Genomic DNA, 15,180 nt, shown 5'->3' with positions numbered 1-15,180 from the left:
ATTTTCAATGGATAGTTGATTTTTTTATGTATCACCGTTATGGAAGCAAAAATTGCGAACATCATTTTTTTTAGGTTAGGAGTTTAAAAAACATGGAAACTTTGAAATTGGCGACCCCCATTGCAGGTGTTGCAGGATTAATTGTGGCCTTCCTGATATATTTAAATATCAAAGGCAGATCAGCAGGTACTGAACGTATGAAAGAAATTGCTTTGGCCATTGAAGATGGTGCCATGGCTTTTTTAAAACGTGAGTATCAAATTTTATCAGGCTTTGTCGTTGTTGTTGCTGCATTAATGGCGTGGAAGCTGGGCGCAAGCACAGCCATATCATTTATTGCAGGCGCACTGTGTTCAGTTTTTGCTGGATTTTTTGGTATGAAATCAGCAACCAAATCCAACGTAAGAACAACGGCTGCGGCTAAAGACAGTGGTCAAGCAGCTGCCTTAAGTGTTGCATTCTTAGGTGGTTCGGTCATGGGACTATCCGTTGCATCTTTAGGTTTATTGGGTGTGGGTATTTTGTTTTGGATGTATGGAAGTCCTGAAACAGCACAAGTGATTAATGGTTTCTCTATGGGTGCCAGCTCTATTGCATTGTTTGCAAGAGTCGGTGGTGGTATTTATACCAAAGCCGCAGATGTTGGTGCTGACCTTGTGGGTAAAGTTGAAGCAGGCATACCTGAAGATGATCCAAGAAACCCTGGAGTGATTGCGGATAACGTGGGTGACAACGTGGGTGATGTGGCTGGTATGGGAGCAGATATTTTTGAGTCTTATGTGGGTTCTATCATTGCCACCATTGCTTTAGGAGCCACGGTTGTTGGTGCTGCTTTTGTTAGCTTAGGAGATGGCAGCAGTGTTGAAGAAAGCGTATTAAGATCCGCACTGATGGGTTTACCTTTGATGTTAGCATTAGCAGGTTTAGGGTCTTCTTTGGTAGGTATTGCTTCAATTAAAGTATTAAAGAATTCTGATCCAGCCAAAGCCTTGCGTTATTCAACCTTTATTGCAGCAGGCTTATTTTTGATTGCAGGCTACTTCATAGTAAACTGTTTGCCTATCAGCAATGGCTTATTTTATGCAATTTTGGTGGGAACCATAGCTGGAACTTGTATTGGTTTGGTGACTGAGTATTATACCAGTGCTGCACCGGTACGTAGAATTGCGCAAGCTTCTAAAACAGGAGCTGCAACCAATATTATTGCTGGTCTTGCAGTGGGACTTGAAAGCTGTGTGATGCCAATTATCTTAATTGCTATCGCCATCTTTTTTGCCAATAGCTTGGGTGGTCTATATGGAATTGCTCTAGCTGCAGTGGGGATGCTTGCAACTGTGGGTGTAACCATGTCAGTGGATGCTTATGGCCCAATTGCAGATAATGCCGGCGGTATTTCAGAAATGAGTGGCTTAGGTAAAGAAGTTAGAAAAATCACAGATGGTTTGGATGCTTTAGGAAATACAACAGCAGCCGTAGGTAAAGGTTTTGCCATTGGTTCAGCTGCTTTAACAGCCTTAGCTTTGTTTGCAGCCTACACCCAAGGCATTGATTATGTAAGAGCCATGCGAGGTGAAGGTGCCATTGTTATTGCTATCACGGATGCTAAAGTTGTGATTGGCTTATTGCTAGGAGGAGTTTTACCTTTCTTTGTGGGTGCCTATACCATGACAAGTGTGGGTAGAGCTGCTGGATACATGGTGGATGAAATCAGACGTCAGTTTAGAGAAATCCCTGGATTGCTTGAAGGTAAAGAAGGGGTGAAACCAGACTCAGCAAGATGCGTAGAAATTTCTACAAGTGCAGCACTTAAAGAAATGATTGTCCCTGGTCTTGTAGCCGTGGTTTCTCCTGTGGTTGTTGGCTTTGGTTTAGGGGCTGAAGCTTTAGGGGGTACTTTAGCCGGTGCAACTGTAACCGGCGTGTTGATGGCCTTGTTTATGTCTAACGGTGGTGGAGCTTGGGATAATGCTAAAAAAGCCATTGAAAATGGTGAAATAGAAGGCGAGAGCAAAGGCTCAGAAGCCCATAAAGCAACTGTTGTCGGTGATACTGTAGGTGATCCATTTAAAGATACCAGTGGCCCATCCATGAACATCTTGATTAAATTGATGTCTATTGTATCTTTGGTCATTGCACCGATGATTGCATAGAGTATTCATTTAAATTGAATAAATGTAAAAAAGCCTTGTGTTTACACAGGGCTTTTTTGTATTTAATTAAATATATTAAGTAAAAAATAATAGATTATTGGGGATAGTTTAGTTTACAAGATAACGCGCTATTATGCTATACGTTATAACATAATAAGCTTGTTTTAGAATTTTACTATCTTGGAGAATAAAATGAAAAAAAAATCTTTTTTGGTTATCATCGCATTGGTATTGATAAATGCAGAGTTTGCTTTTGGACAGAAAAATAGTTTCAGTCACAGTATTTATGAATGTGTAGGATGCAAAGGTTTAATTACCAAGCATAGTACAATTCCTGAATTGCAAAAAATTGCTCATGATGTGATAATCAATTCTAATATTACTGAATCGAATTTTTCTGAGCTCACTGGGACATGGCAAGCCAATACAGTAGTGACTCATGACATGGTAGCCATGCAAAACTTTTCAAATGGTATACAAACCACGTTTGAAATTGACCCTCAAGCTGAGTGTGAAGTTGTTCCTGGCATTTATCAAGATGTTGTTAATCCAATCAGTAAAGTATTATTGAATGATGCAAATGTTTGTATAAAAAATGAGCAGAAAAGAGATGTACGATATAGATTGAAGTCAAGCTATATGAAAATAAATTTTGATAAGCTAAGCATTGTAAATGGAGCAGCAGTATTTAAATATATTGAACCAGCCGTAGGAAATAATAATGGAATACAATCCATTCTTCAATGTGGAGCAAATCTTGAAGCTGAAAATGTAAGCTTAGTTTGCCGATATGAAGAAAGACCCATCATTTCTAATAATGGTAGTCTTGCGGACTATGTTCATAGCAATGATTATATCTTTTTCACTAAAATGAATTAGATTTAAAATACTCTTAATTAAGTTATGAGAAAGGGAGTTTTAAAAACTCCTTTTTTTGTTGTTATTGTCTGGTCCAAAATTGCAGATAAACATCAAAACCTGCTTATTGTACTAACTCTTAATAGGGTCAATTCAATTAAAGAGCCTAAATTTAGGCTTGAATCTGTTCATACTTTTATGCTATGTGACATTTTATATTGGTTGGTTAACTTTTGTTTTGGGGGAAACATGCAACGTATTTTATTTGGTTCAGTCTTGTTATTATTATTACCATGTCTTTGGGCACAAAAGATCGTAGTCAAAGTTTATCCAGAACTGCACGGTATAGGTCATTGTCCAACTCAAACTGAAAAATTAAAGACATTCACTGTTTTAAAAGATAATTTTTATTTAGGTTTAGAAAATCAGCTTGCTTTTGAAGGACAGAGTTTAAATCCTTTTGGCTTAGAGTCTCCGAGAATTCATGCACCCGGACATTACTTTTTGCATATGATTATAGCATACTTAAATCAAGCCAATATGATTTATCATGCCAATGGTAATGCTGTTCCTCATCACAACGAAAAGGTTTATGTCAGTCTAAGAAATGCTTTGAGGAGCATGAAAAGCATGTTTGGTGTGATGGAAAAGTATGAAAATTATATCCCAGAATATGCAGCGATTGTTTTGAACGACAGGCATATGATTCATGATTTACAGCAAGTTATCTCAGTTTATAATTCAGTTGATACCGCGTTAAAAAATAATAATTTAACAGTTGTAGCTAATTTGAACCCAATCAATGATGCTATGACCAGTTATTTGGACTATTTCTATCAAGAAAAAAAAGCAGCCGTAATGGCTATTGTTGATGACCCAGGGCTTGCAGAAGCAAAAACAGAACACGGTATTGCCAAAGAATCAGAAATTAACGACTATAAAAATAACTTAATAAACTTAACCAATAACCAAATTAACTTTATCAACCAAATACATCCAGAATTAATGAAAGAATATATTGAATACAGCCTAATCAACAAAAACTACATGTTTCTTGATAACATCTATGAATACATACAAGAAAACACTATTGAACCTTCTGATACACTTTCTGTTATTGTAGGTAAAAATCACGTTTTTGGCATGCAGCGTTTAATGCAGCTTGTTCCTAGATTTGCTGATACCTTTGAGCTGGATGTCCAAGCAGATTGCGCCAATATTGAAGATTATAATGCATTTAAAAAATAATATGTAAGAGGCTTTTTTTATTTCTTAATTTTTTTTTAATGGTTTTATGTTTTTTGACTCTAAAGATGATGCAAGTATTTTTTAGTTCAAAATAAACTGGTCTGACGCTATAGGTTTTTCTTAACACCATGTGCAGTATTATTTATGGCTGTTGGTGTTGAGCATAATTGGCAATGGTCTTAACCATAGAGTAAAAGCCATTGCGTCGTATGGGGCTCAGGTGATTTTCTAAACCCAGTTTCTTAAAAATACTTTCAATATCTGTTTGAGCTATGTCTTGTGGAGACTGGCCATTGTATATGGCCATGAGTAAAGCCACCAAGCCTTTGACAATAATGGCATCGCTGTCTGCATGAAAGTATATTGCATCTGATGTGGTTTTATCTTGATCAATAGCAAGCCAGACATTGCTCATACAACCTTCAACTTTGTATTGATCGGTCTTGTATTGGTCATCAATGGCAGGCATTTTTTTAGCGAGTTCAATGATATAGGTATACTTGTCTTCCCAGTCACTCATAAACTCAAAATCATCTAAAATATTTTTTATTTCTGCTTTCATCGGGTTTCCTCTCACAGTAGTTATGCAAGGGGGGATCTCTCCCCCCTTCTTTAATGAGCCCTGCATAAGATAGTCTAGCTCGTACCTCGCAAGAATATCTAAAAACGCGGTTTGCATTAAATTTAAAGTTATACTTGTGAAGAGTAAGGCTTTGCCTTGCGATAAACTAGTATAACTTATGCCGCTTTATTACGGCCCACACACCCGGGGAAAAGTCAGTATAAAACTTCTTTTCCTTTTAATATTACGTCTATAAACTTCATTTTTACCTGTCTAAAGCTGCGTAACTTGAGCTCTTAATAAAAATGGTATACTCGGAACTTATGAAAATGTACACCTTTGCGGATATTGAAAAGAAATGGCAGCAGCACTGGCAAGAAAACAAGACTTTTAAAGCCCTTAATCCTGGTGATCCCGGCTTTGATGCCAATAAACCCAAGTATTATGTCTTGGATATGTTTCCGTACCCTTCTGGCAAAGGCTTGCATGTTGGTCACCCTTTGGGCTACATTGCAACAGATATTGTTGCGCGCTACAAGCGTATGCAAGGTTTTAATGTTTTACATCCCATGGGCTTTGATGCCTTTGGTTTGCCAGCGGAACAATATGCCATTGAAACCGGTACTCATCCAGAAGTCACCACGCAAAAAAATATTGATAATATGCGCAGGCAGCTTAAGGACTGTGCTTTAAGCTATGATTGGGATAGAGAGATCTCAACCACAGATCCAGAGTATTATAAATGGACACAATGGATTTTTTTACAGCTGTTTAACAGTTACTTTGATGAACAAGAACAAAAAGCCAAGCCTATAAAACTCTTGATTGAAAATTTAAAACAAGATTTTCAAATCAATTGGGAGAGTCTCAGTGAAGTTGAGCAAGAAAACATTTTATCTAAATACCGTTTGGCATATCAAGCAGAAGTGCCAGTCAACTGGTGTCCGGATTTGGGTACAGTTTTAGCTAATGAAGAGGTCACCAATGAAGGACGTTCTGAGCGGGGTAATTATCCGGTTTACAAACGTCCACTGAAACAGTGGACTTTAAGAATCACAAAATATGCCGATCGTCTGATTGAGGATTTAGAGGCAGTTGATTGGCCACTTGCGGTTAAAGAAATGCAAAAAAATTGGATTGGTAAAAGCACCGGTGCCCAAGTTAAGTTTTCCATAAAAGATTTAGATCAAAGCATAGATGTATTTACCACGCGGCCAGACACCTTGATGGGCTGTACGTTTATGGTTTTGGCGGCTCAGCATCCTTTATTAAAAGATTTGGTTTCCAATGAAAAACAAGACCAGCTCAGTAGTTTCATTGCAGAGTGTGAAACCTTGCAAGCCAATACTGGCTATGATGAAGATGATAAAAAAATAGGAATGTTTACCGGAGCCTATGCAACGCATCCTATTAGCGGAAAAAACATCCCCATTTGGACTGCTAATTATGTATTGATGGATTATGGTACGGGTGCAGTGATGGCAGTACCTGCGCATGATGAAAGAGATTTTGCTTTTGCTAAACAATATAACATTGATATCAAGCCTGTGGTTGAACCAGATCAGGCATGGTTAAAAAAACATCATCTTAACAGTGTTCAAGACTATCAAGAGCAATGTGCTCAATTGACGGAGTGTTATTCTGAGTACAATAAAGCATTTAACTCTGCATCAGAGCAACTGGATATCAACGGCTTAGACTCAAGTGCAGCCAAAGAAAAAATAATTACTTTTTTAGAAAATAAAAACCTGGGTTTTAAAAAAGTTCAATACAAATTAAGAGACTGGTTGTTCAGCAGACAACGTTATTGGGGTGAGCCCTTCCCCATCTTACACAAAAACAATGGTGTAAGCGTTGGTGTTGATAAACAAGATTTGCCGGTGGTCTTACCGCCTTTAGAGGATTTTAGGCCAACCGGTGGTTTGTCAGCAGATGAGGAACCACAACCTTCATTGTCACGGGCAGAAAAAACTTGGAAAGAAGTTGAAAAAAATGGAGTGCATTACCAACGTGAATTGAACACGATGCCGCAATGGGCGGGCTCTTGTTGGTACTATCTACGTTTTTTAGATCCAAAAAACACAGAACAATTTGCAAGTAAAGAAGCCCAAAACTATTGGATGGGTGACAATGGCGTTGATTTGTATGTGGGTGGGGTAGAGCACGCTGTTTTACACTTATTGTATGCGCGTTTTTGGCATAAAGTTTTGTATGACTTGGGACATGTTAAAACCAAAGAACCGTTTGGAAAACTTTTTAATCAAGGTTATATACAAGCCTACTCTTATCAAGATGAGCGTGGTATTTATGTGAATGCGCATGAAGTTAATGAAGTGAAACCAGGACATTATCAATATGAAGGCAAGTTGGTTCAACGCAACTTAGGAAAAATGGGCAAGTCACTAAAGAACTCCATCAGCCCAGATGAAATGATTGAAAAATATGGCTGTGATACCTTTAGATTGTATGAAATGTACTTGGGTCCTTTGGATCAATCAAAAGTATGGGACACAGAAGCCATTGTTGGGGTGCATCGATTCTTGCAAAAATTATGGCGCAATTTGGTCAATGAAGAGACAGGTGAGTTGAAAGTAGTACAAGAAGAAGCTAGCAAAGAACTTACAACACAATTGCATCAATGCATTAAGACCGTAAGCGAATACATGGAAAACATGCGCTACAATGCGGCCATTGCCCAAATCATTCAGTTAAACAACAGTTTATCTGCAGTGAAAGTTGTGCCACAAAGTGTTGCGAATGCTATGTTACGAATGCTAGCCCCCATGGCCCCGCATATATGTGAAGAGTTATGGAGCATGTTGGGCCATACAAAGGAGTTAAGTCAAGAAACCTGGCCTAGTTATGATGAAGCCTTGATTGCATCACAAGCCATTGAGATTGTGATTCAAGTCAATGGTAAAAAGAAAAGCAGCATCATGGTGGAAAAAGATACGGATGCTGAGCTCATTAAACAACAAGCACAAGCAGATGGTAAAGTCGTTAAAAACCTGCAAGACAAAACCGTGCGTAAAGTGATTTACGTTCCAGGACGTTTGGTGAATATTGTTGCCAATTAATTTTTTTCGAGGTTATAAATCATAAGGTAGGTATAGCTAGGTTTAACTACAAGGTATGTGACCCCCTGATTAAAGAGGTTATGGATAAAGGTATCGTCAGCTCAAGTGATGTATGCGCAGCTTTTAATACCTGTGATTGGAAGGGTGAATTAAACAAAGTCATATCTACAAAAGATCAAAGTAAAATTTATTATTCTCCATCAATTGAATTTGAAAACATTGACACCTTAAACTGTATTTCAATTTCTTGTGAAGAGAGTGAGATTGCAGATGGATATTTCTTTTATGTTTTTCATTACTATCCCAAACCAAAATTGAGTTTTTTTGATAAATTAAGCAAAAAAAGACCCATCCTAGAAAAAGAAAAACTGGATCAAAGTCATGATCAAGTTGTTGAAATTTTTGAATGCATTTATTAAATTGAATGCTGAAGCCTTAAATGAAAAATTTTTCATGTAGCTCCATAGTAGGAGACAAATATAAAAGCTAATCTTTAGCTTTTATAAATTAGTCCTAAAATCTTAACCCTTATACTGGAGCCTCCCACCAATAGCTATTATGGGCACGCTTATTCATTGTTTATTAAAAATAATACCCAATTTAGATTGGGTATATTAGGTAATTTTGCAAAATATTAGATAGCTATTTTTATTTATTTTAGTGGACAGGAAAGAAATTTTTGACTAAAAATAGTGTTATGCGTCATATGGGGGTGAAAGTTTTATGTTGTTTAGTTCTTTTTTTATTTAATATAAATTATGCTCAAGAATATATTGTAATGGGTGGAGGTTATCATCCTCTGCACTCTGAAGTGAGTATCGAAAAAGATGTTATTAAAATGGTTGCAGCGATTGGTGCTAAACCAAAAACTGTATTTTATGGTTCTGGTAATAATACCAATATATGTGATGTTAGTGAAAAGTATAGAGATCTCGATCTTATTTTATCTTATGTATTAGGTTTTGAAGAGCATCAAATTACTTTATATGAATGTAAAATGCGACATAATAAAATACCGAGTGTTAATTATCCGGCTACATCTGAATTTTTATATCAAAGCTTAGATAATATACGTTTATCTGAAACAAAACGTCCCCTCAAAATATACTATGCTGGGCATGGGGTTGAAGGCTCAATATACGATGAAGAGGATTTAACTGAATTTTCTGATGATCAAAAATCTCGACTTAACTTTGATGCCAATATGCTCAGTTTATGGGAAGGGGCTGATATAACGGTTCAAGAATTTACTGAAAAATTAGATGGCTTTGAAAAAAATCATCAGATTCAACTTTTGATGGTGCAGTGTTACTCTGGTGGTTTTTCGCAAATTAATTATGTAAAAGGCGACATATGGGAGTATGAATTAAGTGAGCATAACCGGTGTGGATTTTTTTCACAATTACCTTCTCGGGTTGCTGCTGGTTGTACCAGCGACTTAACACAAAATAGAGGTTATTCGCGTTACTTTCATGAAGCATTTATAAGTAAAAAAGCTGACTTCGACAGTAATGGTATGGTCTCCACACCTGAAGCGCATGCATATGTAACGATTAACAGTCAATCAATTGATATTCCAATTACAACATCAAGTCAACTTATGCATGATTACAAACTATTATCAAAGAAAGCAACAATTTCTCCAGAAATAAAAAATACTTCTTTAGAAATACTTTTAGAAAAAATGAGTTTTATTGAAAAACAAACTTTTTATGGTTTGGTTGAAAGGCTCAATATAGAAAATAGACAATTGAGAAATACTCCTTATCTTTTTATAGATCAATCAGTAAAGACATTAGAAGCAGAATATCAGCAGTTAGAAGATAAATTACAACCTTTGGCAGATAATTTAAATACTTCAATTGTAAATGCGCAAAGGGTTGTTTTTGAACAATATCCATATGTTTTTATGAGATTTTTGCCTAATAATGATCAAGTAAGAGAGCAGCAAAATCAATATAATAACGATATGGAAGCATTGGCAGAGCGAATAAGAAATGATGAAGAATTTCTTGAAGATATTAAAACATCTAGCCTAGCCTATAACAATGCTATGAATTTAATTGAACAAAAAGAGCGTGAAATAGTAGTTTGGGAAAGGTTACAATATTTAATTGAAACCGTCATGATTAGAGAATACCTCGTTTCTACTGATAGTGAGCTTTTGGTTAAATATAAAAAATTATTAGAATGTGAAAATAGTCCTTTTTTAAACTAAACTATCCATAAAAGTAATCAATATAGTGATTTAATTTCATACAGTAACAAGCAAAGCAGGAAAAAGGAATTTCGTACAGCGACATACCTTTTCTTAGGAGTGAAACGACTTAGAAAGCGTTGCACCTTTTAGGTGTTTTGGACAGCAAAGCTGCCCACTGTTTGAGCTGGTAGAAATCTTTTTTCTGCTTTGTTACCACTTATAATTAAATGACTATAGTACCGGCTACCTTTTGGTAACGTGAGCTAAGCATAAAATATTAAGTCTTTAGATTGGAGCCTCCCGCCAGAATCGAACTGGCGACCTACTCATTACGAATGAGTTGCTCTACCTACTGAGCTAGGGAGGCCGCTGCGGTGGACTATTCCAAAATTTTTACGGCAATTTCCATGGTCACATCTTCAGCTTTTTGATCTTCAGGGAGCTTGAAGTTTTTGCTACCATGTTTGATGTATGGACCGTATTTACCTTCCATCACCACCACTTTTTTATTGGTTTCTGGGTGCTTGCCAAGATCTTTAATGGTTTTTGAACCTCTACGCCCAACACGTTCTTCGGCTAAGATTTCAACGGCACGCTCTAAGCTTAAAGTATAAATGTCATCATCTTTTTTAACGGAACGCGTTTCTTCATTATGCGTCAGGTAAGGACCAAAACGACCTTTATTGGCAATGATTGGTAAACCTGTGTCTGGGTGTTTGCCCACCTCATAAGGTAAAACCAAAAGCTTAACCGCATCTTCTAGACTTAAATTTCTATAATCGTATTCACGGGTAACGCTGGCACGTTTGGGTTTGGGGTTGTCATCTGTCATTTCACCCAATTGAACATAAGGGCCGTAGCGACCAATCATAACATAGATATCTTCACCCGTTTCAGGGTGCTTACCAACGGATTCAGGTCCACGCTCTGAAGCTTCAATGATATCCGCTACCATTTCTTTACTTAAGTCAGCCGGCGCGATGTCTTCAGGAATAGAGGCATGAACATCTTCTTTGCCAGCAGCCTTATCGCCTTTTTTAATCAAGTAGGGACCAAAGCGACCCACGCGGATTTCTGTGTCAAATTTATCATGCAAATAAACTTGCCGGGATTCATCGGCATTGATTTCTTCTTCTTTGCGTTCAACTTGTTTTTGTAGACCATCTTTGCCCAAATAAAATGATTTTAAATAGGGTAAAGATTCTTGCTTACCAATGGCAATATCATCTAAGGTTTCTTCCATCTTTGAAGTGAAACCATAATCAACCAATTCTGAAAAATGTTTTTCTAAGAGTTGCATAACCACAAAGCCAGTAAAACTAGGGACTAAAGCGTTGCCTTGTTTGCGAGCGTAATTACGATCTAAAATGGTACTGATAATGGAAGCATAGGTAGAGGGTCTGCCAATATCTTCTTTTTCTAAACGCTGGACCAAAGAAGCTTCAGTAAACCTTGCCACAGGTTTGGTTTCATGACCATCGACTAAAAGCTCAGACAGCTTAACCGTATCATTCTCTTTTAAGTCAGGCAGCAAGTTTTCTTTGTCATCCAGAGCCGCATCAGGATCATCTTTGCCTTCAACATAAGCGCGTAAGAAACCGGGGAAGACAATGGTCATGCCACTGGCTTGAAACACAGAATCTTCAGCTGCAAACTTAACAATCATGGAACGTTTTTTGGCTTCAGCCATTTGGCAGGCAAGGGTCCGTTTCCAAATTAAGTCATACAATGCCAATTCTTGTCCAGATACACCGGTATCTTTGGGGTGAACAAATTCATTGCCCGCTGGGCGGATGGCTTCGTGTGCCTCTTGCGCACCTTTTTTACCACTGAACTGTCTTACTGTAGCGGAAAGATATTCTTTACCATACAAACTTTCTACACTTTTGCGTGCGCCTTCAATGGCTTGCTTAGAAAGTGTAGGTGAATCTGTACGCATATAAGTAATAAGTCCTTGCTCATAAAGGGCTTGGGCGGTGCGCATGGTTTGTCTGGCGGACATGCCCAACTTACGATTGGATTCTTGTTGCAATGTTGAGGTGATAAAGGGTTTTGCGGGATTGGAGGTAAAGTCTTTAAACTCAACACTTTGCACTGTCCAAGTGGCTTTTTCTAGTTGATTTTTAATTTTAGTGACTTGCTCTTCATTGAACACTACAAAGTCATCTTTTTTAAAGAGCTTTCCTGTTTCTGGATCAAAATCTTTGCCTGTTGCAAGTCTTTTACCATCATGGCTAATAAAGCGAGCATCAAAATCTATGTTATCTTTATTTAAAGTAGCTTTTAAATCCCAGTATTCAGCTTTAACAAACTTCATGCGTTCACGTTCACGCTCTACCAATAAGCGTAAACCCGCAGATTGCACACGCCCAGCAGATAAGCCATAAGCTATTTTTTTCCAGATTAGGGGTGATAAAGTAAAACCAACCAACCTATCCAAAATACGACGGGTTTCTTGGGATGAAACCAAGCGTTGATCAACATCTCTACACTCTTCTAAGGCTTGGGTAATGGCTGACTTGGTGATTTCATGAAAGACCATGCGTTTAACAGGGACTTTGGGTTTAAGCAATTGTAATAAATGCCATGAAATACTTTCTCCTTCTCTATCTTCATCGGTTGCCAGATAGAGTTCATCGGCTTCTTTAAGCAGTTTTTTTAATTGGGTAATGATCTTGCCTTTACCTCTTTGTGTTACATATAAAGGTTCAAAGTCATTTTCAATATTAATGCCTAGTCTGGACCAGGGTTCTTTTTTATATTTGGCAGGAACATCTGCCGCGGTTTGTGGAAGATCGCGTACATGACCAAAACTGGCTTCAACACTAAAACCTTTAGGAAGAAATTTTTTAATGGTTTTCGCCTTGGTAGGAGACTCAACAATCACAAGTTTTTTAGCCATAAAATCTATTCCTTTGTTTTAGTGCGTGTACTTAAATATTGCGTAACACGTCCGGTTTTATGCAATTTTCTCATAAAATAATAAAAAGCACAGCTTTTATGGCCGATTTTTGCCATAAATGTCAAATTTCAATATAGCAATTGAAAAAACAGTTTCTCAAGATGGAGCTGGTCTGCAAGAGAAGTTGGGGATAATGAAGGAGTACTATGGAAAAAACACTCTCACCAGAATGTATAAGAATCACAGAAGATGCGGCCATTGCCTGCGCCCGTTTGATGGGAAAAGGCGATAGAAATGAGGCCGATCAGTTGGCTACGCAAGCCATGCGTAAGACCATGGATGATATTGATATGTGTGGCACTATCGTGATTGGTGAAGGTGAACGTGATAAAGCGCCCATGCTGTATATTGGTGAAAAAGTAGGTCGATTCAAAGAAGGTAATCAAAGCTTACATTGGCCAGAAATAGATATTGCTGTTGACCCTCTTGAAGGCACCAACTTAGTGGCTACAGGCCAATCCAACGCTATAACTGTGTTGGCGGCGTCAGAAAAAGGTGGTTTGATGCATGCGCCAGACACTTATTTGAATAAATTGTGCGTGGGCCCCACTTCAGCGGGTAAGGTGGATATTAACTTAGAACCCAAGGAAAACTTAAGTAGAATTGCTAAAGCCCTTAAACGTGAGATCAATGATTTAACGGTGGTGATTTTGGATAGGCCTAGACACAAAGAGCTTATTAACCAAGTTCGTGCAGCCGGTGCAAGAATTAAATTGATAGGTGATGGTGATTTATCGGCAGCCATCAGTTGTGCCATACGTGGAACCAATATTCATGCGGTCATGGGTATAGGAGGTGCGCCAGAAGGTGTGTTGGCTGCGGCAGCGCTTAAATGTTTGGGTGGAGAAATTCAGGCCAAGTTTTGTTTTAGAAATGATGAAGAAAAGCAGCGAGCATTAAAAATGGGGCATGACAATTTAGATAAAGTTTTTTATACCCATGACTTGGCACCGGGAGAAAATATTGTTTTTGCCTGTACCGGTGTAACCACAGGTGATTTGTTAACAGGTATCCGCTATTTTGGTGGTGGAGCCAGAACCCATTCTTTGGTGATGTCTTATCAAAGTCGTATTTTTAGACTGGTGGATACGGTTCACATGTTTGATAAAAATAGAGAAGCACCAATTATTTTGTAAGCACCCAGTAGTATTAAATGTTAAAAAATAAAAAACTTAATCAATTCATTTTTATTACCGGAGCATTGTTCTTTCTGTCTGGAGCTGTTTTTATGTTTTTTACAGCTCCAAGTTATAGCATAGAATTGGGATGATGTTATTTATAGAATTGATCCCATTAGTAAAGAGCAAGCTGTGAAATATCAAGTCTTTCATGGAGTTTTTGCTTTGTTTTGTTCAGTTTTAGCTGTTGCTTGTATTGTTATGATAGAAAAGTTAACAAAAAATCATAAAAAATAAGTTACTCAATTGTTGAGATTATTTATTCTCAAAACACTGAATTTATTTTTTTGGTATTTCTATAAAAGTAATTTCACTAGGAATATCATGACCTTTTGCAGGGACCAAAAAACTTAAATATAGGTTTAAATCTCGGTCTAGGTAAAGTGAAGTCGAAGAGAGTAACCTTATTTTTGTTGGGCTGTATCTTTTTAGTCGCTTAATATAGCTTGGGAGTATCTTGCCCCGGCCACTGTGAGTGTTAATTATTATGCTCGCTATGGGATCTTCTTTAAAATAAGACAGAAACAATTCAACTGTTTTTTGTGGGTCTCTTAGGGTGTCAACATGAGAAATTAAAACAGTTGTCTTTGACTCGCTGATCAATGTGATTTCTAAGCATGGATAAGCACCTCGTGAGCCAATGTATAAAATGTTATCAGGTAAATGGTCTAAATTAAAAACACTAAAAAAGCCTTGCGGGACGGTTACGGATGCGTTGGGATCACCTTCAAATGGAAAAACGTTGGTGGTATTATCAAAAACATAGATTTCTTCAGGCAATTGCAAAACAAGATTATAATCTTCCCATTGATCAAATGCGTTGATTTTAGGAGGGCCAACTGTACCTTTATTTTGCGAGAAACAGAGGCTTCCTGTAAAAACAATAACAACTGATAATATACGTAAAAAGATAGTAAAACTCATCATTCCCCCTTTTCATACTTG

At 37.5% G+C, this 15,180-nt stretch carries 10 protein-coding genes and 1 tRNA gene; 7 read left to right on the top strand and 4 right to left on the bottom strand.

The window, feature by feature from the left end:
* Positions 1–92 precede the first annotated feature (92 nt).
* The 3 genes from PKC21_02500 (at position 93) to PKC21_02490 (ending at position 4,256) form a co-directional block, all read left to right on the top strand.
* Positions 93–2,150 carry a sodium-translocating pyrophosphatase gene (locus tag PKC21_02500; GenBank protein ID HMR24201.1) on the top strand — a complete coding sequence of 686 codons (2,058 nt, stop codon included), beginning with the start codon at positions 93–95 and terminating at the stop codon, positions 2,148–2,150.
* Between the two features lie 192 nt (positions 2,151–2,342).
* The gene (locus PKC21_02495; GenBank protein HMR24200.1) at positions 2,343–3,029 is read left to right on the top strand and encodes a hypothetical protein; all 687 of its coding nucleotides are present in this window, start codon (positions 2,343–2,345) and stop codon (positions 3,027–3,029) included.
* A 228-nt stretch (positions 3,030–3,257) separates the two neighbouring features.
* Positions 3,258–4,256: a hypothetical protein gene (locus PKC21_02490; GenBank protein HMR24199.1), complete on the top strand. Its 999-nt coding sequence runs from the start codon at positions 3,258–3,260 to the stop codon at positions 4,254–4,256.
* Positions 4,257–4,398: 142 nt separating this feature from the next.
* Here PKC21_02490 and PKC21_02485 read toward each other — a convergent pair whose 3' ends face one another.
* Entirely contained in the window at positions 4,399–4,818 is a 420-nt protein-coding gene (locus tag PKC21_02485; GenBank protein ID HMR24198.1) for a SufE family protein, read from the bottom strand.
* 323 nt (positions 4,819–5,141) lie between these two features.
* Between PKC21_02485 and leuS the strand changes: the two genes are divergently transcribed.
* The 3 genes from leuS (at position 5,142) to PKC21_02470 (ending at position 10,113) form a co-directional block, all read left to right on the top strand.
* Positions 5,142–7,895, top strand: coding sequence for a leucine--tRNA ligase (gene leuS, locus PKC21_02480; protein ID HMR24197.1), 2,754 nt, complete (start codon positions 5,142–5,144; stop codon positions 7,893–7,895).
* Positions 7,896–7,975: 80 nt separating this feature from the next.
* The gene (locus PKC21_02475) at positions 7,976–8,314 is read left to right on the top strand and encodes a hypothetical protein (GenBank protein ID HMR24196.1); all 339 of its coding nucleotides are present in this window, start codon (positions 7,976–7,978) and stop codon (positions 8,312–8,314) included.
* A 260-nt stretch (positions 8,315–8,574) separates the two neighbouring features.
* Complete coding sequence (locus tag PKC21_02470) at positions 8,575–10,113, top strand: hypothetical protein (protein HMR24195.1); 1,539 nt, start codon at positions 8,575–8,577, stop codon at positions 10,111–10,113.
* A 273-nt stretch (positions 10,114–10,386) separates the two neighbouring features.
* On the opposite strand, the gene PKC21_02465 is transcribed toward PKC21_02470, so the two are convergent.
* Both PKC21_02465 and topA read right to left on the bottom strand, forming a co-directional pair.
* A tRNA-Thr gene (locus PKC21_02465) sits at positions 10,387–10,462 on the bottom strand.
* Positions 10,463–10,474: 12 nt separating this feature from the next.
* Positions 10,475–12,997 carry a type I DNA topoisomerase gene (gene topA, locus PKC21_02460; GenBank protein HMR24194.1) on the bottom strand — a complete coding sequence of 841 codons (2,523 nt, stop codon included), beginning with the start codon at positions 12,995–12,997 and terminating at the stop codon, positions 10,475–10,477.
* Between the two features lie 206 nt (positions 12,998–13,203).
* Here topA and glpX point away from each other — a divergent pair, with 206 nt between their 5' ends.
* Positions 13,204–14,193 (top strand): class II fructose-bisphosphatase, encoded by a 990-nt coding sequence (gene glpX, locus PKC21_02455; GenBank protein HMR24193.1) that lies wholly within the window; start codon positions 13,204–13,206, stop codon positions 14,191–14,193.
* 321 nt (positions 14,194–14,514) lie between these two features.
* On the opposite strand, the gene PKC21_02450 is transcribed toward glpX, so the two are convergent.
* Entirely contained in the window at positions 14,515–15,162 is a 648-nt protein-coding gene (locus PKC21_02450; GenBank protein ID HMR24192.1) for a hypothetical protein, read from the bottom strand.
* Between the last annotated feature and the right edge of the window lie 18 nt (positions 15,163–15,180).

Source organism: Oligoflexia bacterium, assembly GCA_035326705.1.
Lineage (GTDB): Bacteria > Bdellovibrionota_G > JALEGL01 > JALEGL01 > JALEGL01 > JALEGL01.
The sequence above is the reverse complement of the archived record's forward strand: the minus strand, read 5'-3'. Positions and strand labels throughout refer to the sequence as shown.